Here is a 25,746-nt window from a genome sequence, read left to right on the forward strand (position 1 = left end):
ATTATTATACTAGGAGGTGAACATTTGTCTGAGAAAAAAATAGGTCGTCCTACGGATAACCCTAAGAATTTTTCAGTACGAATTAGAATGGATAAGACTACGGTTGAAAAACTTGATAAATGTTGTGAGATAGAAAAACTTAACCGTTCAGAAATGATTCGTGAGAGTATTCATAGAGCCTACGATAACCTAGAGGATAAATAAAAGTGATGGTCGCCTGCAAGCTAACACATCACTTCTATATCCACCACTATCAAAAATAGAGGTAAATCTATTATACCCTGTTTGCGATAGTAATTCAATAATGGAGGTATGATTTTATGTTAGATATCACAGAACACTTTAATGTTTTTGCAGTACATATGTTAGATAAAACTTATAGAGATTTTGTTAATACAGATTTAGAATACCAAGAATTAGATTGCTACTTGGATAAAAACAAGCATAAATTTGAAACAATAATAAATTCCTTAAGTGAAGAAGATAGTAAGTTTGTAAAAGCATATATTTCAAAGCAATCAGATAAATTGACGTGTGCTAATCAATGCTTATATTTAGCCAGTTATAAAGATTGTATTAAGTTGTTGAAGTTGCTTGGCGTAATATAAGAATAATTTTTTTAATGTTAAAAAGTCATCTAATAGATTTAATCTATTGGGTGACTTTGTTTTGTTATCTTTCATCTAATTACATTATTTCAAAACATAATTTCCTGGATTATGTATTACTACGTAAAAAGAGTTGATTCAAACAACTTTAAAAGCGTGTTACAATCCTTATTGTATTGGATTATGTATTACTATTAATAGTATTTAGGAGGTGAGCAAGTGAGAAACCTGTTTCAATCCTTATTGTATTGGATTATGTATTACTATTCGAACTTATCTAATGTTTGTTGATTGTCATTCTCGGTTTCAATCCTTATTGTATTGGATTATGTATTACTATCAGCACGTGGGGAGTAGCTCCTCAACCTTTAACAACGTTTCAATCCTTATTGTATTGGATTATGTATTACTATGTGGCATCTTATTTTTTTTACATTTTTTTACAAAAGGTTTCAATCCTTATTGTATTGGATTATGTATTACTATATTCAACTGTAGAATATTTATATCAAACCGAACAGAGTTTCAATCCTTATTGTATTGGATTATGTATTACTATTAATAGAGTTAATTAATGAATTACAATTATCCATTACGTTTCAATCCTTATTGTATTGGATTATGTATTACTATATAACTATACTGCATCTGAAGTTATACAAGACGATTGTTTCAATCCTTATTGTATTGGATTATGTATTACTATTAATACTGGCTACCTTCTTTTATATCGCTTCTGAACCGTTTCAATCCTTATTGTATTGGATTATGTATTACTATAGTAACGGAAAACGGAGGAAATGAATATGTCAAAAGGTTTCAATCCTTATTGTATTGGATTATGTATTACTATGCCTTTTTTCGTTAAGCGTTAACATTTTGGACTCGTGTTTCAATCCTTATTGTATTGGATTATGTATTACTATTGTAACTGCTGCTATTATTACTATAGCTAATAGTAAGTTTCAATCCTTATTGTATTGGATTATGTATTACTATATCAATACGTGGCTTCACAAGATTCTGAACAAGAGGTTTCAATCCTTATTGTATTGGATTATGTATTACTATAAACAATAACGAGAATCAGGAGTTAATTAGTTCTCTGTTTCAATCCTTATTGTATTGGATTATGTATTACTATTCCATTATACGGTGAACATGAATACTGGAAAGAAGTGTTTCAATCCTTATTGTATTGGATTATGTATTACTATGTATTCGGACACATTAAGCAAGGGGCATAATATAAAGTTTCAATCCTTATTGTATTGGATTATGTATTACTATTTCAAAATACTTTTATGTTGCTCTTCAACAATCTTTGTTTCAATCCTTATTGTATTGGATTATGTATTACTATAATCAGAGTGAATTGCAAGCACAGACAGATTTTATGTTTCAATCCTTATTGTATTGGATTATGTATTACTATCAATTACAGATCGAGAAGCAAGAAAGCACAGACATATGTTTCAATCCTTATTGTATTGGATTATGTATTACTATCCGACACCAGTAGTTGCAGATCAAGAACCAGAAGTTAGTTTCAATCCTTATTGTATTGGATTATGTATTACTATGCAGAAAAGAAAAACCAGGAAGTATCAGTTAAGGTTAGTTTCAATCCTTATTGTATTGGATTATGTATTACTATAAAAAGAAGCCGACGGTAGTATATTGGCAACGGATTTGTTTCAATCCTTATTGTATTGGATTATGTATTACTATAGACCCCATGGCTAAAATCCACCAATTTCAAGGGTTCAGGGCTTTTTTATACTTCAACAAGTTTTGTAATATTATGTATAATAATATTGGATAATGTCAAAAATATCGTCATTTTCAGTTGGGACGAGTAAGCTTGAACCCTTATTATATCTGACCTTAAGTGTGGTGACAAATTTTGCACCAATAATTTTGTAACAATTTTAGTAATAAACTTCTCTATTCATATGATATTATATCATAACTCATTGTGTTATTGTTGCATTTCCTTGAATTTACTTAGAATAATATTCTTGAATTAATTCATCAATAATACTTTTGATTTTTTCATATTGATCCATCAATTGTTGATTGTCATTATTATTTTCTTGTCTTTGAATATTTCTAACAGGGATTGAACATTTTTTTCTAGTTCTATTTCAGTATCAGTCATTTCATCTACATCATAATAAATGGATGCTGAAGAATCACTCATTCTACCATATATATATCATCACGTATTATATTATTATTAATTTCAACAGTAAAATATGGTAATACCATCTTTAATAAATTTCTTTTGAAATATTATATCTAATACATTTGTTAACTATTATTCTTTCTATATGTATAAGAACTGGAATTATTAATTTGTATATTATAATTGAGGTTATTAAGGATATTATTAAAATGAGTGGTAACGGTAAATGATATTTTGAGTTTGATAAAGTTATGTTAACAACATTACCAAAACTTATTATTATGATAAACCATTTCATTATCTTAATATCATATAATGGATTGGTTTTACCTTTGGCTGTTTTTATTGGATTAAATATTATGCTTAGTATTATTTTCAAGTTGTTAAGAATCATTTTAATGCTCCCTTTTGGATTTTCAATATTATAATTACTTTATTTTATATTAAAATAACCATATCCAACAGAAGTTTTTGCCCCTAATCCATTCAGTTCTATTGCGTCTTTTATGTTTTTTTCTATAAAATCATATAAATAATAATCTTTATATACATTTAATTTTTCATTTTCTTCTATATCTCCAATTTTAAGTCTTGAAATACTTTTATCTACAAGTAAATTGAAATTAAACTTACATTCTTTATCATCATTATTTTGCAAAATCAAAAATTCTATAGGCTTTGGTTCATCTGTATCTAAAGGAAGCACATCATTTTCATTTTCTCTATAATAATTACTATGATGAGGCGTTATAATATCTTTTTTAATACAAAATGATGTAGGAAAAATATCCATAAAAATAACCTTACCTTTTACATTTTTACCATCTTTATTTTTACCGCCGAAGATAGTTGTTAACAACTGACTTTCACATGAATCATCTTTGTGATTACCATTATTATCTGTAAAAATAACATTATAGTATTCTTTTATTAAATAATTTCTTAGAACTCCTTTTATTGCGGAACTAGGAATATATGGTATTCCATAAGTTCCATGTAAAGTAATACTTGTCTCATGAACTGAATGGTTACCCAACCCTACTATTAATTTATCATTAATTACTCCTTCTAGTTCAATTCTATCATAAATTAATTCCAGTTTTTCAAATAAGAGTTTATAATCTTTTGTAATTTTACTAAGTATTTCTATCTCGCATTTATTCATTGAATACTCATCATGTAAACTAAAAAAATACGAGAATTTATTAATCAATAATGCTTTATTAGCATTATTCGGAATATTATTATAATATTTTATTAAGTCATTATATGTATGATATGATTTAACATTATTATCTTTATCCAAAAAAATTATATCATTTTTTTTAACGTTTATCTCTCTTACATTCTTAATTTTTTTATTAACAAATTGTTGTAAAAAAATATATTTATTTTTATCTTTTTTATTTGATTTATCTTTACCTACTTCTTCTACAATTTTAACTTGCATTTAATTCTCACCTTCAATCATACCATTTGCAAATCTCTTTATCCAAATAAAAAGATTTATCATTTCTTTTGATACCAATCTATATTCAACTGGATTTAATTCTGTTATTATTTCTATATATTTTGGAATTATATTCACATAATCATTATAGGTTAATTTACTAGTATATATTTCGTCTATGCTTTTCCTTCTAGCATCAACAAATATTGTTCTAAGCTTGTAGTTATCCATACTCCACATTATTATATTTTTAAAAACCTCATTATGTTCATTAACTTTATTATTATTTGCAATCTTAGATAAGTTAAATACAATTGTGTTAATAAAACCATTATTTCTAATCAAAGTGGACATTTTTAGTACTAAAGTTTTATATTTACTTTTATCAATATTATCATCAATTTTTTGTACACAATCTAAGGCGAATTTTGATAAATCAAGGTTATAATTATTTTCCAATTTTTTCGCCTCCCTTAATACATTCTTTGCCTATTAGCTTCGTAAATCCTTTTCCAAGAGTAGCATTACCTCCAATTTGGAATAACCCATCTATTTTATCATCAAAATATTTCATAACATACTTTGCTGTAATATCTGTAGTAAATTGATCTGAAGCTAAAACAGTAAAATATAATATTGCTTCAGAAGGCAAATATTCCTCAGTAAAAAGACCTGATTCTTTAGCAGCTCCTGTATTAATATCAATTGCATTTCTAGTTATTACTTCTGTATACATTGTTACTAAATCTGTAAAATCTGTATTATTTAATATGACTAACCTATTTTTATCAATTTCACTTATGTGATTATCTAAATAATTTTCTAATGGTTTTAATTTATTTTGTTTGAGTTCTTTAATTGCCTGTTGTTCAAATATATATTCTTCTAATACTTCTGGATTACTATTATTACTTATGCATTTTCCTTCTAGTATATTAAGATCATTAAGATATTTTTCTAGTCCATCATTATTTTCATTACTCTCGCTTTGAAATTTTATATCTTCTATCCATCTTTTTAAAATATAAGGGCAAGTAACTAATTTATATATATTGGTCATTGACTTAATTGGAAAAAACAATAGCTTGGCATCTGTAAAACCTATTGCACTGGCATAATTATCTCCTTCTTCTGGACCAAAAATACTGTATAATTCATCAATATTTTTTTTATCTTTATGTATTAATTTGTTATACAATCCATGTTTTATTGAACCTTTCAAGCTAGATGCTTCTATTATTGGAAAATTAGAATGTTTTTCTCTTTGGATTGGCATATCAACACTATCTAAGCCTTGTCCTGCTCCTGCATGAATAGGTGTTAATGCTCTTATATATTTTACTTTTGTAATCTTATACATTTTTAAATCCTCCTATAAATTTCATTATAATTTATCATTTATTAGTTTTTCTATGGTACTTAGTTCATCAAAACATATAACCTCAAGCTCTGCATTTTTAGCTGCATTTAGGGCTAATTTTTGTTTCTTTAATTCTTTATTAGTACCAGTATTAATAATAGATTCTTTTTTAAATAATGGTGATAATAATAAAGGCATTCCAAATACTCCTGCTAATCTATATGTAGTATAATTATGACTTTTAGCATTATCACCCTTAAGTCCTCCAGATTTACATTCAAAGTTTATTATTTTACCAGTATCTTTTAAAAGAACAATATCCAACTCATCAACAATATCATTATTCTCATTTTCAAAATAGGTTTTTAAACTTGTCCTCATATCAACAATACTATCGTTATTTTTTACTAAATCATAAATTACATATGACGTTATTTTTTCAAATATGTATCCAGCAGGGTAAGATGCAGCACATACTTCATGAGAATTAATTATATCGTAACCAATATCTTTTAGACCTTCGTATTCTGACATTAGCACTTCAAAAACTTTTATAATAAATTCTCGTCTTTCATGATTGTCTTTACTATTTTTAACTGCATTAGATTTTAATAATAAATTCCTAAAAGAATCTTCACATACCTTTACGATTTTATTATCCTTATATTCAATTTTATATTTATTACTTTTACCTTCTGCTTCTTTTAATATTATTTTATATAATTCTATATAAAATTTATATTCAAAGTCATTTTTAAGAGGATTTTTTAATTTCTTTTTTAATACTTTAGTCGATTTTAAATTTGACTTTGTATTAAATCCAACTAGTTTCAACACTGTTTCAAAATCTAAATCTCTGTATCCATAATTTTCATATTGGTTTGATAATAATTTACCCTGACTATTATTAAGTATTAACTTTTCCGAATTACCTTCTATGTACATTAATTTATCATTTTTTCTTGTGTCATCTTCTTGCATCAAATTACTTACTGCTAAGGCAATAGTCCTCTGCCCTCCAGTAATATGCCAATATATTTCATCTTTTTTACAGTTCTTTATTATATTATCCTGAATTTCCTCTTGCATTGTTTCTATATTAAATAAATCTTTAATATGATAATGGTTGATTTTTATTCCTATATCCATATTTTCCAACCATTTATCCCATTCATTATTTTTGATATTAAGGTTAAAATATTTTTTAGTTTCATCTTTATAAGTTATATTATATATCTTTTTTATACTATATTTTTTCTCTAGAAACTTAATTACAAGATAGTTTGTTATTTGATTTAATGTAGAACATATAACTAAAACTATTTCTTTTTTTTCTTCCATTTATTTCTCCTCCAATACTACATATTTATTAAAACCTTTAGGATTATTGCATTCTAGTATGTCTCTACTTTTATCTATTTTTTCAACTAATACAACAGTTCCTGCTGGATATCCTTTGTACATTTTTCTGATAGCACCATTTTTTTCACTTTTTGTTTTCATATCATAACCACCAATATATATTGGCTTATCATTAGCTATACCTAAAATCTTCATATTATTTTCTTGAAAAACCTTATTAATACCCTCTTCAAAATATGCTGAACTAGTAAATACTACTTTAAATATATTATTATTTGGCTTCTGTCTGCTCATTATTTTAAATCTCTTAATATATCCATTATCTTCTTTTTTATATTTACAAGCTTTATTCTCTCCTCCTAGCTTTAGATGTCCATAATCTAAATCATTTAATTCTATTCCGTTATATTTATCCTCAACATAATCCTCACAAATCGAATAATCTACTAAGTAAGCCCATTCATTATCCATATTATTTGTATCATCGACAAATTCAGTCTGTTCAATTTTATATAATTTACCATGTTGAACAGTTTTGGATAATTTATCTATACCAATACCAACCTTAAATCTCTTAGCAAATAGTTCCTTTTCATCTATTAAATTAATTCTTATTCCTTGTTTTTTTAGATATGAATCATATACATTATTAATATCAATATATTTATTGTTAACTTTTTCATATTCATTATTTTTAGGACTTTCTAATATATAGTTATAATGTAACGAGCTCACATTACCATTTAATTGTTTAAAACTTCCGAACAAAATTTCTTTTGATGTCATAAATAAATCCATGGGTGCTTTAATATATACTTTATTATCTTTAATATTATATATATATATCTGCTCTATGTTAAGAATCTTTTCATGATCATAATTGGCTTGACTAAAAAAACTTTTTCTAAAACAATCATTTTTAGTTAAAAGAGCTGTAAAAATTGCTCCAAAAAAAGTTGACGAAAATGGAGTGTTTTTACTTCTTATTATATTATTAATACCAAAATTGAATTGATTACCATCGCCAAAAAACATGCTATCACAAGGTTTTATACTAATTATACTCAATTATTTCGCCCCCCCTAATTACTTAAATCCCAATCAATAACTGACATTTTTTTACTTAATTTAAGTATATTAATAATATTTTTATAATCTATATAACAATGATTAGATTTTATTTCCGAATAATTTTTACAAATTATATCTCTAATAAAATTGCTCATTTTTTCAATATATTCATCAACTTCTTTACCCAAGTTTTCATTATTGAGTTGACTTCGTTTCATTAATCTTGTCAATTCATAAACTGCTATTTCATTAAAATATTGTAGTTCATTATAACTCACATCTTTTATGTTAAATCTAGAAATTTCTTTTTCATAGTTATATATGTATGAAAAAGTTAGATTATATTTGATTGATGAATATGCTTCTGCCAGTTGACACAATACTTTAAAATCTGATTTTTTCAAATAACCTGTAATTTCTTTTGAATTATTAACTATATAGGTAATAGCCACACCATTTTTCTTGTGTTCTTGCTCTTCATACATTTTTTTTATATTTTCTAGCTCTTTTCTAGTTTTATCTAATGCATAACTCATAGGATCTTTACATTGTGCAATTGTTATACTTGATGAATATGTAATTTTATCCTTATACGTTGTATATTGACTTAATTTTTCTTCTACGTCTTCTTTAAATAACACATCAATAACATTCATAACATGAATGATATCTTCTATAGGAAGTACCCCTAAAAAATCATCTCCGCCAGAATATATAACTTCGCAATTATTCTTAGATAATTTTTTTCTTAACTTACATCCAAATTCAATAATGACTTTTGAAAATTCTTTTTGATATTTTCTGAGATTCGTTCTATCTTCCAAATAATATCCACTTATCCATTTTCCTAAATTATCAATATCAAATTGAATAAAAGCATATTCATAAATAGGTTTCTTAATCTCCTTATAAATATCTTTCATCTCGTTTTTTATTTTTGTTAATTTCTTTATCTGTTCAGTTAAAATTAATCCTTTACGTAATTCATACTCTATTTGTTCTATTTTTTTATTGACATACTTTTTATCTTTGCTTATATCAAATCCATTTAATTTTAATTCAGCCAAATTAATTACATATGAAATTTCATCAGGATTATAGTATTTGTCACTTTCAATAAAAATCTCTTCCAACAATTCAGGTACTTTACTTATTTCCTTTTTATTATTTCTTTTCCAATTTTTTATTGCAATTTTATAAACAGAATTCAACTTCTTATTGTTTTTATCTTTACTATAGATTCTTTTAAATAGACACATATTACATAATTCTTCGTCTTTGTTTAATTTACAATCTCTTCTATACTTTTCTGTTAAAGAATGAGTAACAATATTTCTGTTACCACATACATGACATTTTTTCATACTTCGTTGCTCTATTTGTTCAAATTCATGAGTATTTTTCAAACTCTCAATTTTCCAAGTCAAACTATCATAAGCATCATAATAGTTACCATTTTTTATTTCTTCAAATACCCAATAAACATTAAAATATTCCTTTAAGTTAAGTTTTTGATAACTGTATTTAATATTATTACCTACTGTATTTTTAAAATCGCTTTCATATTTATCAAATATTTCAATCTCAATATTTTGTAGATCAAATATCTGATGCACTTTATATATCATATAATTTGAGTAATCTATATCTTTTTCATCTTCATGGTTAGGATATATTATCTCATCCTCCTGACTAAATTTGGATTCTATCTTTTTATGTATTTCTTTCATAATATCCGATATAATGCTACTACTGTTGAATAAATCTATTAATTTTCTTGATTCAACAATATATGGCTGTACCGGACCCATAGTAATTCCTAATAAATAACTCATCCATATCACCTACCTTCTTTTTTTACTTGATTAACAAATTCATCCACATAATTTTTATTAACGGTTTTACTCTTTTCACTTATTTTTAACTCATTAATTATATATGCATAATTCAATTCTTTCACAATCATATATTTGTCTGTAGTATTTTCCCAAAATGATATATGTACAGGTGATGCAAAACGCTTTACTGATACCTTTTGATATTTACAATTACCTAATATATTCTTATTGATTTTTTTACTATCTATCTTATAACCTTTGTTAGTAAACCATTTATCTATTAATTTATCATCCAATCTATCGTGGGTTAATTTTGAAATTTCATATAATATTTCATCATATTCTTTATTAATTTTAATAATAGAAACTCTTTTAACATAAGGAAAATCTCCATCAGTAAAAAAATCATTAAAATGTCCTAATATCTTTTGTTCTTTTTTACATATATTAAAATGTCCCTTATACTTATGACCATAATTAATCATCTTACAAAATATTTCTATAGGATTTTCTTTCAGTAATTTATTATATTTGTCCGTTTCAAATCCCTCAACATCTGTAACTGTAAAAGATCCAAATCCTTTTCTAGAACGATTACCTAAAGAACCTATAATTGATGATTGAATTAACAATATGATATACATTTCTAATTTTATATTGTCATTTCCAATTAAATTTATCTTTAATTGATTACCTTTAGATAAACATTTTTTTTCAAATTTAGGCTTATGAGGAATTATTTTTTTATCACTAACTCTTAATTTATCGTATTCTATTTTTAGGGCAATTGGAGATTTATTTTTGATATCTCCAAATAATTCTTTTTCTTTTTCTTTCATATCTTTTAAATTCTCGAAACGATATAATTCTCTAAAAGTACTTCTCATCAGAGATTTTAATTCTGTTATTCTAAATTCAGGTTTTGACTGCCTTACTCCATAAGAACACATTGGAGTAATAATTTTTATTTTAGCTTTTATTATCTTCAAATTAAACATCACCCTATCCATTTAATATTACATTATATTTATTTATGTTATTTAGTTTTATATAGATTCAGCATAATTATATCTATTTATTTCTATATACACTTTACTATGTGTATTTTAACACAAATGAATAATATTCTCTATTTAAAATTAAATTTACTCAGAACATTTACAAGTAAACAATATAAAAAAACATTCTTTAATTAAATAATGTTTAATACTTTTTATTTTATTTTACACTTGATTATGCCATTTTATATATAACAACATTAATTAATCATAATACATGCCTATTAATTATTATATGACATTAGATTTATATGCATATTATCAAAACATAAGTACTTTTGTCGCAACATATACTATAATTTACGTATTTTTATCTTGACATTCGGGGCCACATATTATAAGATTATTATGGGTCACAAAATAATAGGAGGTGAAGATGTGCCTAAGAAAGTAGGCAGACCAACTGATAATCCTAAAGGTAAATCTATTCATGTTAGGCTAGATAAAAAAAGTGATGAAATACTTGAGAAATATTGTAATGAGTATCAACTTAATAGAGCCGAAAGTATTAGACGAGGAATAGGTAAGTTGGAAAGCGACTTAAAAAACAAATAGAAAGAAGCGGTGAACGCCGATCAAGCAAGTACACCACTTCTCACATCCCACTATCTAAATAGAGGTAAATCTATTATACCCTGTTTATGATAGTAATTCAAGAATGGAGGTATGATTTTAATGTTAGATATCACAGAACACTTTAATGTTTTTGCAATACATATGTTAGATAAGACTTATAGAGATTTTATTAATACAGACTTAGAGTATCAAGAATTAGATTGCTACTTGGATAAAAACAAGCATAAATTTGAAACAATAATAAATTCCTTAAGTGAAGAAGATAGTAAGTTTGTAATAGCATATATTTCAAAGCAATCAGATAAATTGACGTGTGCTAATCAATGCTTATACTTAGCTAGTTATAAAGATTGTATTAAGTTGTTAAAATTACTTGGTATTATATAAGATTGATTTTCTTATTAATTTGAGACAAAGCCACCTGTTAGAAATTCATTCTATTTGGTAGCTTTGTTTTATTATTTTTAAAAATATCTGAATTGTGTTATTGAGTTTATATCACATAGAAATAATTTAATCCCCTTTTTTCTACTGGATTATGTATTACTACTAATGAACAAAGGATTTTAAATTATATGGAAACCAAGTTTCAATCCTTATTTTACTGGATTATGTATTACTACATTATATAACCCCCTTCCATGATGTACCGTCATAAGTTTCAATCCTTATTTTACTGGATTATGTATTACTACTAAAAATTTATACACGTCTCTATCTTCGTGTTTGGGTTTCAATCCTTATTTTACTGGATTATGTATTACTACGCTGGAAAAATACGTATATGTCCAGGCCGAGGAGGTGTTTCAATCCTTATTTTACTGGATTATGTATTACTACATTATCAATTATCTGAATGGCTTAGTAGGGCATGTGGTTTCAATCCTTATTTTACTGGATTATGTATTACTACCTATATTACAGTGAAGGAGTAACAAAAAATGGAAAAGTTTCAATCCTTATTTTACTGGATTATGTATTACTACGAATTAACCATTATTACAACTGCATTAGTATCACTGTTTCAATCCTTATTTTACTGGATTATGTATTACTACCCGAACATACCGGCAGATATAATAGCAAATAACATATGTTTCAATCCTTATTTTACTGGATTATGTATTACTACTTTATTGTGGGTAGTAGTTATAGTTGGTATGATTACAGTTTCAATCCTTATTTTACTGGATTATGTATTACTACGGGAATCAGATATAAACAATATCCAAGGAAAGAAATGTTTCAATCCTTATTTTACTGGATTATGTATTACTACAGACATTAAATAATGAAATACAAGTCTAATTAAAATGTTTCAATCCTTATTTTACTGGATTATGTATTACTACATATTCAAATATCTATATATTAGCATATCGTAATATTGTTTCAATCCTTATTTTNNCACCAATTTCAAGGGTTCAGGGCTTTTTTATACTTCAACAAGTTTTGTAATATTATATATAATAATATTGGATATTGTCAAAAATATCGTCATTTTCGGTTAGGACGAGTAGCCTCAAACCCTTGCTATATATAGTTTCAAACATGCTGACAAATTCTGCACGAATAATTTTGCAACAATATATAATTTCCATACTATATTTTTCTATTAATATTATATCATATTTAGATAATAATTCTATACTTTTCACTATTTTATGCAAACATTTCTATAACAGCAATCATCACACCTTGCCTTATATATCATACAGAATAATTATTGACACCACATATTTTAATCTTGACAATTGTACCCACATAAGTTACTATAATAATGTGTCCACAAAAGCGAGGTGAAAAATACGTTGGGAAACAAAAAAATAGGTCGTCCTACTAACGCACCTAAGAATAAAACTATCAAATTTAGGATTGATGATGAAACAGATAAAAAACTAGAATATTGTAGTAAAGAACTTAATGAAAGTAAATCTGAGATTCTAAGAAAAGGTGTTAGAAAAGTATACGATGATCTAAATAATAACTAAGAGTTCTGCCGCCTCACTAAGCATACAAAACTCTTATTATCCACTATCAAAAATAGAGGTAAATCTATTATACCTTGTTTATGATAGTAATTCAAGAATGGAGGTATGATTTTAATGTTAGATATCACAGAACACTTTAATGTTTTTGCAATACATATGTTAGATAAAACTTATAGAGATTTTGTTAATACAGATTTAGAGTATCAAGAATTAGATTGCTACTTGGATAAAAACAAGCATAAATTTGAAACAATAATAAATTCCTTAAGTGAAGAAGATAGTAAGTTTGTAAAAGCATATATTTCAAAGCAATCAGATAAATTGACGTGTGCTAATCAATGCTTATACTTAGCTAGTTATAAAGATTGTATTAAGTTGTTAAAATTACTTTGTATTATATAAGATTGATTTTCTTATTAATTTGAGACAAAGCCACCTGTTAGAAATTCATTCTATTTGGTGGCTTTGTTTATTATTCTTAAAATATCTAAATCGTGTTATTGAGTTTATATCACATAGAAATAATTTAATCCCCTTTTTTACTGGATTATGTATTATTACTACTAGTCAATATAGTTTTAATCAATACGTTGTTTAGTTTCAATCCTTGTTTTACTGGATTATGTATTACTACTAAACCAAACTTTAGCGTGAATGTGGATGCATTCATGTTTCAATCCTTATTTTACTGGATTATGTATTACTACGAATTATTAATACATGATAGAGAGTTCTTACAAGAGTTTCAATCCTTGTTTTACTGGATTATGTATTACTACCAAGTTACAATTTATTTTTGTAACGTCCCTACGGTGGTTTCAATCCTTGTTTTACTGGATTATGTATTACTACTACCGTCCTATTTAGCAAGTGACTACAATTCGTATAGTTTCAATCCTTGTTTTACTGGATTATGTATTACTACTATCATATGTGTGATTTTGGATATTATGTGCACGTTGGTTTCAATCCTTGTTTTACTGGATTATGTATTACTACATGAAATGATAATCTTTAAAAGTCACGCATGGAGAAGTTTCAATCCTTGTTTTACTGGATTATGTATTACTACAAGAAGATTGAGGGGGAAAAGCAGTGATTAATTATAGTTTCAATCCTTGTTTTACTGGATTATGTATTACTACCTTACCGTACCACCACAAGTTCAAGTGCAAGTACAATGTTTCAATCCTTGTTTTACTGGATTATGTATTACTACCACAAAATTTATCATTAAAATTTGATATTATTTGTAGTTTCAATCCTTGTTTTACTGGATTATGTATTACTACATATGAAAATTTATTAGTTGACCTTCAATAATAATGTTTCAATCCTTGTTTTACTGGATTATGTATTACTACGTATTCCAGCCAGAAAGGGAAACTTTTAACTGGACTTGTTTCAATCCTTGTTTTACTGGATTATGTATTACTACAAACATAGAATATGCAAGTTGGGTTAATGATGGACAGTTTCAATCCTTGTTTTACTGGATTATGTATTACTACGAAGTAGAGCGCACAGACAAGGCGCAGCATGCTATGTGTTTCAATCCTTGTTTTACTGGATTATGTATTACTACGTTATAAAGGCAAAGAAACAAGAGGGCATTAAAATATGTTTCAATCCTTGTTTTACTGGATTATGTATTACTACAGACCCAATGGCTAAAATCCACCAATTTCAAGGGTTCAGGGCTTTTTTATACTTCAACAAGTTTTGTAATATTATATATAATAATATTGGATATTGTCAAAAATATCGTCATTTTCAGTTAGGACGAGCAACCTCAAACCCTTGCTATATATAGCTTTAAACATGCTGACAAATTCTGCACGAATAATTTTGCAACAATATATAATTTCTATCCTATATTTTCCTATTAATATTATATCATATTCAGATAATAATTCTATACTTTTCACTATTTTATACAGATATTCCTATAACAGCAGTCATCACACCTTGCCTTATATCTTGTAGCCTTAGGATAATAACCTTGCATCACATCTTGAAACTGTTTAATTTTATCAATAAGTTTTCTTTCATCTTTTTCAGTAATGGGTAATTCTACAATCTTATTATTGCTTCTGCAATATATTAGATATCCCCTAGTTACATCAACATCATATACTTCTTTTATCATTAATCCGTACATAATGATTTGTGTCCTATAGGTATCATAGACTTTATCATTATATACAGCAAATTTATAATCAAGTGGTGCCATTGTATTATCTTCTAATGTTAATATCTCATCCACTTTACCTCTTATCTTATATAGATTGGATACTAGTTGTACATCTATTTCCTTATCTATTACTCTAAGCTTTTTTCTTAGATAATTCTTATTCTGTCTTTCTCTTAGTAGATGAACGTCTTTACCTTTTTGGACTTTATAACGCTTTTCTTCATATTGTTCAATGCCTAGGCATTTCATGAAGTAGATAAATCTTTGGCAGTAATTGAATTCTATCATCTCTGATGGGGTGATATAATAACTATTCTCATTAAAAGAACTTGGAGATAATTTCATTAGTAACCAACTCCTTATCAAAGGCTTGTCCTATTAATCCTGCTTTGTTGAGTTCTGCTTTACTCATAGGGAATACATAGACAGAATCTTCTTCTATATTAATTAAGTCTTCTGCTCTTAGTTTTATTTCATCGAAATCATTATCTTCTATTTCACCTAGAAAAACACTTTTCTGCACTCTATATAATCCTATGTTTTTACATTCTTTTGCTAGTTTAGTTCTTATTCGGTCATTTTTAATATCATACATAACCCATACTAACAACTTATTTTACCTCCTTCAGTATTATATTGGCTAATTGGTGGCAGTCATATTGAATTATATTTTGCATTTCAATGTTTCTTCCTTTGTACTTTATTTTTTTCTCCATCAGCTTGTTATATTCTCCTATAAGTAACTGTTTGCCTTCTTTGTTAAGATAATATCCACCTTCTATATTATCAAAATGCTCATCTTTTATTTTTTTGGTACTAAATAATCTGAATACCACTTTATCCATTATTCCACGATATATTTCTATGAGGTCAAAAGTAAAAGCCTTTCTATTATAATTGTCAACGTGCATCAATCCTATATATGGGTCAAGACCTGCAATAATACAGGATTTTTCAACACTGGAATAGAGTATCCCATATCCATAATTAAGCATACAATTAAAATAATCCTTTGCTGGATTACGGCTTCTACCATCAAAAGTATATTTATCAGGTATCAGCTTGCTAAGTGCATCAAAATATACTTTGCTAGCATAACCCTCATACCCCTGTAGCGTTCCTCTAACCTTATCAATACCATGTTTTGTATCAACTCGGCTTATTTTTTTCTTCTGTTCTATTAGAATATCTATTGCATCTTTTACAAATTCTCTTGTATTCTGTCCTCTATTAAGTGACAATTTTGTCAAGTGTTCCATTTGATCCTCTATCTTAGTACCCAACCATTCTTTAACTAATTCTACGCCAAGTGTTACTTCGTTGAGTTTTAATTGTTTCCTTCTGATAGTACTTACACTACCCAACTTACTATGCCAGACTCTACCATATGGTTTACCAGTATTTTTCAGAAAAACTACATCAATGTTATTTTCAACTGCAAGTTCTAGAACATCTGTAGTCAATGCTGCCGCTGTAGATATCAAAATCTGTTCTACTTTTTTAGCTGATATCTGATGTTTGCCGTTATCATTTTTTATCTGAAAGCATTCGCCTACTTTAGATATATATGTACCAGGTGTATTTATGATTAATTTCATAGTATCTCACCTCAACTTATTCTTTTGATTGTACCAAAACCTCTCGCTACTGATTTACCTATACCCAAGTAATCAGGAATCATGAAGTTTGTATAAAACATTCCTGTAAATCCAATCATCTTAACTCCCTTGAATTGCACAATCATTTTCTTTAGATTGGATTTAACTTTTATTTCTTCTTCAACAGTATAACCAAGATATTTGGAACAAGATAATATATTACCTACCAAGACTCTGTTTAATATTAGTTCTTTATCAATAATATTGGCTTGTCTATATTCTTTATTGTTTTTCTGATTCAGTCCAATCCAAGGAGTTAAAAACTCATATTTATAGACATCTTCTGTTGAACCATATTCCCTTTTATACATATTGATATTCTTTTCGTAGATATCATATTCTTTTGTATCGATACGTAATTGGTTGTTAGTAAAGAATACCTCTTTTACTATATCTATGCCTTCTTTTTTTAATCCTAGTAGTATTGGAATATTATCTATTACTTTGTATTGTACTATTGGATATTTATATACGAATTTATCATCTTTATGGTTATGCAGTTCTATATATTCATTATATTTATTAGCAAAATACCCTCTTAGTTTTGGTGTATCTCTTCTATCCATTTTCACATCATCGTATTTTAATAAAATGTACTCTAGCTCCATATTTTACTCCTTCTAGAAAAAATAATCTTCCTGTGTCTTATCTCTAATAAATCCAGTTTCCATATTGTAATAATTTCTTAATTCTTCTTTTGTGATGATATTAAACCCTTCAGTAACTTCACCATCATAATACTTTTCTGGTACTGATATTATGTATTCATATAATCTATGTTTTATCTTATTGTAAACTTCTTTTTTAATGGTTAAATTCTGCTCTTTTTGATTCTCACTATAATCTTGGTATACTTTTCCTGCTTCATCATCAACTTCTATAAATAAATCAACGGTTTTAAAATCTTTATTTATTAGTTTGAATTGATCTTGTCCCAGAGCATCATTATACAATAATTTACTTATATTTTCCCATATTTCTATTGACAAATCATCGCTTTTACCGTCATTCAATAGTTCAAAATAGGATTTTGATAGATTATAGAATTCTTTTTCTTCTATTATGTCTTCATAGTCATTTAAAGTCTTTAGGGTTAGATTCAACAAATATTTGTCATAGACATATTCACATAGAGCTTTTCTATCATCTCTTAGGTTAAATAATTTCACTATGCCTTTTTTATCTCTGCCATTTCTATTACATCTACCACAAGTTTGGTTGATACTATCAAGTATTGCAAAGTCTCTATAAACTCTATCGAAGTCTATATCAACACCAGCTTCTATTAGTTGTGTAGATATCATTATTACTTTTTTATTGTTCTTCATTAATTCTTTTGCCTTATTGATTCTTGCTAATCTCTCTCTTGGTATTACATTAGTTGATAAGTAAAAAATATAGTAATCATCTTTTATATCTATTTGATCGACTATATGATTATAGATATTGATTGAAGATTTTACTGTATTAAGCACTATTAGAAAACTGTCATCCCTATGTTTATTGATATCTTCAACCAAGAGATTGTTGAAGTCATCTAATAACATACCCTCTTTTATATAGCTTTTATCCAATGTTATTCGGTTCAATTGTTGAAAATACAGCTCTTTCTTTTTTACTAGTTCTATAATTTCACTATGACTTTCTCTAAAAATCATGGGAAGAGTTGCAGTGACTAGTATTATATGCGTGTTATAGTTTCTAGATAATTCTATAAACATCTTCCTTATTATATGCCAATACTTATACGGTACAGCTTGTATCTCATCCAAAATAATTATTGAATCAGCCATATTATGTAGTTTTTTTAGTCTTCTATTATTTATTGAAAAAATACTTTCAAGCAATTGGACAAATGTGGTTACAATAATTTCACTATCCCAATTTTCTATAAGATATTCTTGTATATCATATGTCAAACTTTCATCTGATTGTTTATAGGATTTTTCTGCAAGAAAATGATGTTTTAACAATACTTCACTTTTATTTCCATTCTCACCAAGCAGCTTACTGAACACATCATAATTCTGTTCTATTATGGACGTAAAAGGTAATGCATATATTATTTTATTATTTCTTCCTATCTGTTCTCTGAGTTTAATAGCTACATTGATACAACTTAATGTTTTTCCTGTTCCTGTTGGTACATTAATAGATAGAATTTTATCCTTATTAACATCTATAGAATCTAATCTGGTAATTGCATCTTGATAAATGTTTTCCCTTAATGTATTGATTCTATTGGGCTTTCCTCTAAAATTGATAGCTTTATATTTATCTACTATATCTTTATCAATATTTATCTCATTAGATTTTATATGCATCAATGATTGTATATCTGTTTTGGAACTATTGTAAATAGCTGAACCTTTATCAGCACTAATCAATATGGAAAACAAATAATCTACTAACAATGTGTCATCTATAGTTACTGCTTCTAGAATATCTAATAATTCATCTTCAAAATCATAACTCAGCATATACTCAATCTGTTCTCTTATCTCTTCAATCTCATCACCAAGTTCAAAATAATCGTAATCAAAATGATTCAATTGTTCGTTCAAAACATCTTCATCATCATATAATATTCCATCATCTAGATTACTAAGCTTACCGTGATGTCTTTTAACAACATAAAAAGCTATTATTGCTAATTTATCATCACTGGTTAATTTCCAAACCAAATAGTATGTTATATATGCAGACAGTGTAGCATGATTTTTATATTTTGGTTTTTGGGAACTCAAGTATTTTTCTGGATCTCTTATGTATTCTTGAAAATATTTTGTTCCTTTACCTATATCATGATTATATAAAATCAGCTCTAAAGTCTTTTTAACTGTTATATCATTATACCACCTAGTATGTTTTTTAATAAAGATTTCCAGTCCTAATTGTTTTACTTCTTCTAAATGATCTTTCAGTGGTTTATCAGGGTGTGATAATATCATAGAAACTCCTTTCATGACAATAATCAAAGGGCTAATTATGATTTGATTATCATCATTAGCCCTATTTATTACATAAATACTACTCTTTCTTGATTTTCAAGTTCATAATATTCAATATCTCGTATTTTAATTTTTTTGCCATTTCTTTCGAATAGTACATCTGAGAATTTAGTGACTTCTCGGTCTTCTAACATATCTATAGCTATTCTCTCAGTGAAATATTCTTTGTCACCTTCAAATACAATATCTTCTTCATTAACTTTATCAAGATTAATAACTGAATCAATTTCAGTCTCTTGCCTTATCATTTCATAATCATATTCACCTATATAAGCAAAATTAGCTAGATTTTCACTTAGTCCTACAGATATTGTGTAATATGATTCATGTCCTACCAACTTATCTCTTAACTCTCTATACAATTCATCGTCTTTTAGTATAACGTATATTCTATATTTGCTTTCTTTCAAGTATTCAAATCTAATCTGTGTTCTCTGCTTCATCCTAGCCATATAGTATTTTGCAGTTTTTGTATCAATAAGATTTTGTGCTACCATTACTTTTTTTATTGGATTAATTATTCTAAGTGAAATACTGCAAATATCTGAACTAAGTACTATGTTATTCTTGTTTTTTGGTATGCCTAGCATTGCTCCTAATATACCTGTTATAACTGTTCTTGTTGGAATAGAATAAGTTATAGGAGAAGTCGTTGTATAAGGTTTTTTAATGTGAGCATAATCTGCCCAAATATCAAAAACTATAATTTTATCCATAGTATTCACCTATAATTCTACTTGCTTCATTTTATTGGTTAATAAATCCTTAATCTGGATCTCTCCATCATCACATTTTAATTTTAGTCTATCATCTACAATGTATTCTACTGATTCAATCTTATCATTATACTTAATAAGTATATTTTTTAGGTTAGTGACATCTAATACAAAATCTTCCACATCTCTTATTTTTTCGTCTCTAAGGTCAGTTGCTAATTTTATATATTTGTTGACATCTCCTATGAAAAATCCTTCTTTGTTATAATTAATCTTCATTAACAGCCTTGGCATCTGTCCGAATTTTGAACGTGTTATTAGATTCTTGGTTCCTTCCCACATTCCTTCTAGTAATAAATTGATATCTTCTTCAGTTAGGTTGGTATGCTCTGCTGCTTTATCATTAATTATTCCATAGAAGCTTATGAATGAGTAAGGTAATACATATTCTTCTCTATAAGTTTTTTGTTTTTTACCATCTTGAGAAGCAAACGCTCCTGTTCCTTTGATGTATTTTAATTCTACTTCATGCATTGACCTTCCCATCTGAAATTGTACAGGTCCAGTAAAAGTAATTGAATCTTTTTTGAGAGGAAGTACCCCTCCGAATAATCTTATATCTATACATTTCTCTAATATCTCTTCAGTATTACTGCTAAAATCATCACTTCTGGCTTTTCCGTCTTTTATACCTTCTTTTTTATTGACTGATTTTAACTCTCTAACAAAAATATCTTTGTTATCATTACCATTGTAACCTTTGTATTCGTATAAATAATCCCTTATCGTTCTCTTTAGTCTTACATCTGTAACAATGTTAATATTTTTTTCTTCATCTATTCTAGGTTTATTGGAATCTGTAGGATCACCATTAGGATTAGCATCCTTGATATCATAACAGAATACAAGTTCACTTTTGCATTTAACTACATCACTCATCTACTTATCCTCCTCATCACTGGTTTTATTTTCTTTCGTATTGAACTTGTCAGCTAAGTTCATTCCAAGCACAAAATAATATGACATTTCATCATCTGAAATAGCATTAAAATTAGCGTTGATAAAATATTCTGATATTATGGATTCTAAATCAACATAATAGTTTTTGTCATATTCATTAAGTTTATTAATAACCTCTGTCAATATTCTTTTAACAAGTTTTTCATTTAATTTTAATCCATTTAATCTATTATAAAATGGTTTTGAATTACTATTTGCATATTGAATATTTAATAATTTTTTTGTTAATATTCCTTCTAAGAATATACCTATTTTAGCATCAGTATTCAATATTTCTTTATGATTATCTATGAATTGTATGTACTTATTATCACTTGAATTAATCAAAGATTTCACCTCGGTATCATTAATATTATTTAATAATTTTGCTTCATTTAGATAATTTAATACAAGCCATGAATTAATTGTAATCAGCTTACTATTACCATCTTCATTTTCTTTTTTGATTATTGTATTTATCAATCTTTTGATGATAAATTTGTAATCTATCTTCTTCCCGGCAAATATATCATGAACTATTTCTAAAAAATGATTATCATAGTTTGTAAAAAAATATTTTAATATTGAGAAGTTAAAGCTAAACTCTATTGGTTCATTATTCTTCTTACTATTAACTTGGATAGAATTAAATTCTGGATATTTGTTAGTATCCTCTAGTTGTTTTTTTATCTGTAATAAATAACTAAGTCTAGATGGATATACATCTTCAATATTTTCTAATATCTTGAATTCGCTGTTATGACTTCTGTAGAACATTATATTAAATGAAACATTATTTTCAAGATTAGCTGCTGCTCTTAATATCCCTGGTTCTCTCTTTATTAATCCTTTTTCATTAGATTTGCTAAGAGTTATTTCCTTGTTTTTCTTAAGGGTGCCCATTATTCTATTGTATTGTTTGAAATTATTTTCTACATCTATATTAAATATGAATTTGGGAACTAGAAAATAAGTAAAACCTGCAAAGTAGTCACTTAAGTTATCTTCTAGATATCTTTTTCCTAATTCAAGTATTGTTCCGCATTCTGAGCATACTGGATAATTTCTCCAAGCATATTTTCTATTGAATCCACCTGTCATAAATCCAGGTTTGTCTACTGTATAGAAATTGTAAGTATTAGTAAAACCGTTTATTTGTTCTTTTTCCTGTTTGCATACATAACATATTTTATCACTGGCTATAGAGTATTGCTCATCTTTATTAAATGCTGTTCTAAAGTTATATTTACTGCTTTCATTATTAAGCAAAACCTTTTCCAATTCTTGATATTCATTTAGTTTTTTATTGTTCAATTGTAGAGAAAGAGCGTATTTCTTATCTTGACTAACTAATTTCTTAATGTCTTCAGCGATAGCATTGAAGTTGTTTTCATCTCCCATAAAATCAATTATAGTATTATAACCGTCTATATCTATTCTTTTGATTGGTAACATGAAATTTCTTAGGGACTTATGTATATCTGTTTTATTTAGTATTAGAGTAGGGGTTATATTTCCCCCTCTTGATGCTCCTTTTTTATACATAAGTTCTTCGGTCTTACTGATACTATATTCTTCTTCATTAATACCTAGATAGTCTGTTTTATCTTCTAACGTTCTAAAGTTAATATATAAAATATTATCAACATTGGGTATATCTAGGATTGCGGATACTCCCGATTTATTGCTTACAAATTTCTGATATTTACCTAACTGATATAATGATTTTATCATTTTTTCACCTCCTTTATTAAACTACTACACTAAAATTATACACTTTTCAACATATATGTTCAATATATTATTTTATTTATTATAATTCTTTGTTTTTTATATGTTTTTAATAATAAACTATTAATTGTATGACTAAAATATAAATTTCCTAATATTTAATTATATGTCTGTGTAACACATATTGAATTTATTTAAGATTGTATAATAATTATATAAAAAAAAATTATACTTAAGTTTATTTACTAAGTCTAATTAGGATAACTGTATTTTTAATTTTAAAGATTTTTGTATTTGAGTATTGAATGGTTTGTTATCTTATTGGATTATGTATTACTACGTTTATTATGATAATATGCATGATGCAAAACATAAGTTTCAATCCTTGTTTTACTGGATTATGTATTACTACTACTTAGAATCAGTAAGTACAATGTTTGAAGATTTGTTTCAATCCTTGTTTTACTGGATTATGTATTACTACAAGATTCAACAAACATCACCCTACCACGACCACTTGGTTTCAATCCTTGTTTTACTGGATTATGTATTACTACCTAGTAGATAATTACAATGAGACAATTGCGAACACGAGTTTCAATCCTTGTTTTACTGGATTATGTATTACTACTGATATCTTCAATTTGCTGATGACTTTCAACGACAAGTTTCAATCCTTGTTTTACTGGATTATGTATTACTACTGGAGTCCACTTTGTATAATAATTTTACCGGATGCGGTTTCAATCCTTGTTTTACTGGATTATGTATTACTACGAAAATATAATTGAGTAACACACCGCATTTAATATAGTTTCAATCCTTGTTTTACTGGATTATGTATTACTACTCCACCTAGATATTTAAAGGTTATGCATCTTGTTAGTTTCAATCCTTGTTTTACTGGATTATGTATTACTACATTCTTTTACATGCGTTGAAAATTATGAAATTATTTGTTTCAATCCTTGTTTTACTGGATTATGTATTACTACGCCAATAGACCCGAAATTTTAGCACATGAGTATATGTTTCAATCCTTGTTTTACTGGATTATGTATTACTACAAAAGCCACAACAGCTAATCTTTTAACTTGTTTTAAGTTTCAATCCTTGTTTTACTGGATTATGTATTACTACGACCGCTAATGGATAAGGTTGGATTCAAAGTCATTCATGTTTCAATCCTTGTTTTACTGGATTATGTATTACTACGAGTTATGACTACTATTTAGATGTTGTACCATTCCAGTTTCAATCCTTGTTTTACTGGATTATGTATTACTACTCAAAATGTCTTGTGCTCCAAATCCATCTGCCATTGTTTCAATCCTTGTTTTACTGGATTATGTATTACTACCAACACATTCATTTAGGAATAGTTATATGTGGCTTAGTTTCAATCCTTGTTTTACTGGATTATGTATTACTACCCGACACCAGTAGTTGCAGATCAAGAACCAGAAGTTAGTTTCAATCCTTGTTTTACTGGATTATGTATTACTACATTATCCCAGTGGTATTCGGTGTAAGGATTAAGCAGTTTCAATCCTTGTTTTACTGGATTATGTATTACTACAACAGTTCTTGACATGGTTATACAAGCTTTTATTGAGTTTCAATCCTTGTTTTACTGGATTATGTATTACTACGGGATTTCCTCATCGCATCGGGCAAAGAACAAACTGTTTCAATCCTTGTTTTACTGGATTATGTATTACTACAGACCCCCTGGCTAAAATCCACCAATTTCAAGGGTTCAGAGCTTTTTTATACTTCAACAAGTTTTGTAATATTATATATAATAATATTGGATATTGTCAAAAATATCGTCATTTTCAGTTAGGACGAGTAGCTTCAAACGCTCACTACATCTAGCTCTAAACATGATGACAAATTCTGCACCAATAATTTTATAACAATATAAGATTATTT

Annotated in this window: 22 protein-coding genes and 4 CRISPR repeat arrays; of the genes, 6 read left to right on the plus strand and 16 right to left on the minus strand. The window is 26.9% G+C overall.

Annotated features, from left to right (window positions below):
- Positions 1 to 204 (plus strand): ribbon-helix-helix domain-containing protein (locus ACX6CF_RS08545; protein WP_458784902.1); only part of this gene is annotated, 204 nt, incomplete at its 5' end.
- Positions 205 to 320: 116 nt separating this feature from the next.
- Positions 321 to 608 (plus strand): hypothetical protein, encoded by a 288-nt coding sequence (locus ACX6CF_RS08550; RefSeq protein WP_458784903.1) that lies wholly within the window; start codon positions 321 to 323, stop codon positions 606 to 608.
- A gap of 158 nt (positions 609 to 766) precedes the next feature.
- Positions 767 to 2,339: direct repeats of the CRISPR family, unit length 37 nt; unit sequence GTTTCAATCCTTATTGTATTGGATTATGTATTACTAT.
- A 337-nt stretch (positions 2,340 to 2,676) separates the two neighbouring features.
- Here the strand turns inward: ACX6CF_RS08550 and ACX6CF_RS08555 are convergent.
- The 8 genes from ACX6CF_RS08555 to cmr1 all read right to left on the minus strand — a co-directional run bounded on the left by ACX6CF_RS08555 (position 2,677) and on the right by cmr1 (position 10,866).
- Positions 2,677 to 2,811, minus strand: coding sequence for a hypothetical protein (locus ACX6CF_RS08555; protein WP_458784904.1), 135 nt, complete (start codon positions 2,809 to 2,811; stop codon positions 2,677 to 2,679).
- A gap of 418 nt (positions 2,812 to 3,229) precedes the next feature.
- Positions 3,230 to 4,246 (minus strand): type III-B CRISPR module RAMP protein Cmr6, encoded by a 1,017-nt coding sequence (gene cmr6, locus ACX6CF_RS08560; RefSeq protein ID WP_458784905.1) that lies wholly within the window; start codon positions 4,244 to 4,246, stop codon positions 3,230 to 3,232.
- Entirely contained in the window at positions 4,247 to 4,705 is a 459-nt protein-coding gene (gene cmr5, locus ACX6CF_RS08565) for a type III-B CRISPR module-associated protein Cmr5 (protein ID WP_458784906.1), read from the minus strand.
- Complete coding sequence (gene cmr4, locus ACX6CF_RS08570) at positions 4,695 to 5,606, minus strand: type III-B CRISPR module RAMP protein Cmr4 (protein ID WP_458784907.1); 912 nt, start codon at positions 5,604 to 5,606, stop codon at positions 4,695 to 4,697. Before cmr4 ends, cmr5 begins: the two co-directional genes overlap by 11 nt.
- A gap of 24 nt (positions 5,607 to 5,630) precedes the next feature.
- A complete protein-coding gene (locus tag ACX6CF_RS08575) occupies positions 5,631 to 6,947 on the minus strand; it encodes a hypothetical protein (RefSeq protein ID WP_458784908.1) in 1,317 nt (438 codons plus the stop codon).
- Positions 6,948 to 8,036 carry a type III-B CRISPR module-associated Cmr3 family protein gene (locus ACX6CF_RS08580; protein WP_458784909.1) on the minus strand — a complete coding sequence of 363 codons (1,089 nt, stop codon included), beginning with the start codon at positions 8,034 to 8,036 and terminating at the stop codon, positions 6,948 to 6,950.
- A 14-nt stretch (positions 8,037 to 8,050) separates the two neighbouring features.
- Positions 8,051 to 9,874 carry a type III-B CRISPR-associated protein Cas10/Cmr2 gene (cas10, locus tag ACX6CF_RS08585; RefSeq protein ID WP_458784910.1) on the minus strand — a complete coding sequence of 608 codons (1,824 nt, stop codon included), beginning with the start codon at positions 9,872 to 9,874 and terminating at the stop codon, positions 8,051 to 8,053.
- Positions 9,875 to 9,879: 5 nt separating this feature from the next.
- Positions 9,880 to 10,866 carry a type III-B CRISPR module RAMP protein Cmr1 gene (cmr1, locus tag ACX6CF_RS08590; protein ID WP_458784911.1) on the minus strand — a complete coding sequence of 329 codons (987 nt, stop codon included), beginning with the start codon at positions 10,864 to 10,866 and terminating at the stop codon, positions 9,880 to 9,882.
- 447 nt (positions 10,867 to 11,313) lie between these two features.
- Here cmr1 and ACX6CF_RS08595 point away from each other — a divergent pair, with 447 nt between their 5' ends.
- The 4 genes from ACX6CF_RS08595 to ACX6CF_RS08610 all read left to right on the plus strand — a co-directional run bounded on the left by ACX6CF_RS08595 (position 11,314) and on the right by ACX6CF_RS08610 (position 13,904).
- Entirely contained in the window at positions 11,314 to 11,490 is a 177-nt protein-coding gene (locus ACX6CF_RS08595) for a hypothetical protein (protein ID WP_458784912.1), read from the plus strand.
- Between the two features lie 120 nt (positions 11,491 to 11,610).
- Positions 11,611 to 11,898, plus strand: a complete 288-nt coding sequence (locus ACX6CF_RS08600) for a hypothetical protein (protein ID WP_458784913.1) — start codon at positions 11,611 to 11,613, stop codon at positions 11,896 to 11,898.
- Positions 11,899 to 12,097: 199 nt separating this feature from the next.
- Positions 12,098 to 12,864: a CRISPR direct-repeat array (repeat unit 37 nt).
- A gap of 458 nt (positions 12,865 to 13,322) precedes the next feature.
- Positions 13,323 to 13,502 carry a hypothetical protein gene (locus tag ACX6CF_RS08605; RefSeq protein WP_458784914.1) on the plus strand — a complete coding sequence of 60 codons (180 nt, stop codon included), beginning with the start codon at positions 13,323 to 13,325 and terminating at the stop codon, positions 13,500 to 13,502.
- A 114-nt stretch (positions 13,503 to 13,616) separates the two neighbouring features.
- Positions 13,617 to 13,904 carry a hypothetical protein gene (locus ACX6CF_RS08610; RefSeq protein ID WP_458784915.1) on the plus strand — a complete coding sequence of 96 codons (288 nt, stop codon included), beginning with the start codon at positions 13,617 to 13,619 and terminating at the stop codon, positions 13,902 to 13,904.
- 122 nt (positions 13,905 to 14,026) lie between these two features.
- Positions 14,027 to 15,161: a CRISPR direct-repeat array (repeat unit 37 nt; unit sequence GTTTCAATCCTTGTTTTACTGGATTATGTATTACTAC).
- A 268-nt stretch (positions 15,162 to 15,429) separates the two neighbouring features.
- On the opposite strand, the gene cas4 is transcribed toward ACX6CF_RS08610, so the two are convergent.
- From cas4 to ACX6CF_RS08650, 8 genes are all read right to left on the minus strand, one after another.
- Positions 15,430 to 16,041 carry a CRISPR-associated protein Cas4 gene (gene cas4, locus ACX6CF_RS08615; RefSeq protein WP_458784916.1) on the minus strand — a complete coding sequence of 204 codons (612 nt, stop codon included), beginning with the start codon at positions 16,039 to 16,041 and terminating at the stop codon, positions 15,430 to 15,432.
- Complete coding sequence (gene cas2, locus ACX6CF_RS08620) at positions 16,016 to 16,306, minus strand: CRISPR-associated endonuclease Cas2 (RefSeq protein WP_458784917.1); 291 nt, start codon at positions 16,304 to 16,306, stop codon at positions 16,016 to 16,018. The genes cas4 and cas2 overlap by 26 nt, the downstream gene beginning before the upstream one ends.
- A gap of 1 nt (position 16,307) precedes the next feature.
- Positions 16,308 to 17,294 (minus strand): CRISPR-associated endonuclease Cas1, encoded by a 987-nt coding sequence (gene cas1, locus ACX6CF_RS08625; protein ID WP_458784918.1) that lies wholly within the window; start codon positions 17,292 to 17,294, stop codon positions 16,308 to 16,310.
- Between the two features lie 11 nt (positions 17,295 to 17,305).
- Positions 17,306 to 17,962 carry a CRISPR-associated endonuclease Cas6 gene (locus ACX6CF_RS08630; protein WP_458784919.1) on the minus strand — a complete coding sequence of 219 codons (657 nt, stop codon included), beginning with the start codon at positions 17,960 to 17,962 and terminating at the stop codon, positions 17,306 to 17,308.
- A gap of 12 nt (positions 17,963 to 17,974) precedes the next feature.
- Positions 17,975 to 20,305, minus strand: a complete 2,331-nt coding sequence (gene cas3 / locus ACX6CF_RS08635) for a CRISPR-associated helicase Cas3' (protein WP_458784920.1) — start codon at positions 20,303 to 20,305, stop codon at positions 17,975 to 17,977.
- 68 nt (positions 20,306 to 20,373) lie between these two features.
- Entirely contained in the window at positions 20,374 to 21,081 is a 708-nt protein-coding gene (gene cas5b, locus ACX6CF_RS08640; RefSeq protein ID WP_458784921.1) for a type I-B CRISPR-associated protein Cas5b, read from the minus strand.
- Between the two features lie 9 nt (positions 21,082 to 21,090).
- Positions 21,091 to 22,020 (minus strand): type I-B CRISPR-associated protein Cas7/Csh2, encoded by a 930-nt coding sequence (gene cas7b, locus ACX6CF_RS08645; protein WP_458784922.1) that lies wholly within the window; start codon positions 22,018 to 22,020, stop codon positions 21,091 to 21,093.
- Entirely contained in the window at positions 22,021 to 23,814 is a 1,794-nt protein-coding gene (locus tag ACX6CF_RS08650) for a TIGR02556 family CRISPR-associated protein (protein ID WP_458784923.1), read from the minus strand.
- A 372-nt stretch (positions 23,815 to 24,186) separates the two neighbouring features.
- A CRISPR array of direct repeats spans positions 24,187 to 25,536; the repeat unit is 37 nt; unit sequence GTTTCAATCCTTGTTTTACTGGATTATGTATTACTAC.
- Positions 25,537 to 25,746 lie beyond the last annotated feature (210 nt).

It is taken from the genome of Vallitalea sediminicola, from assembly GCF_054408565.1.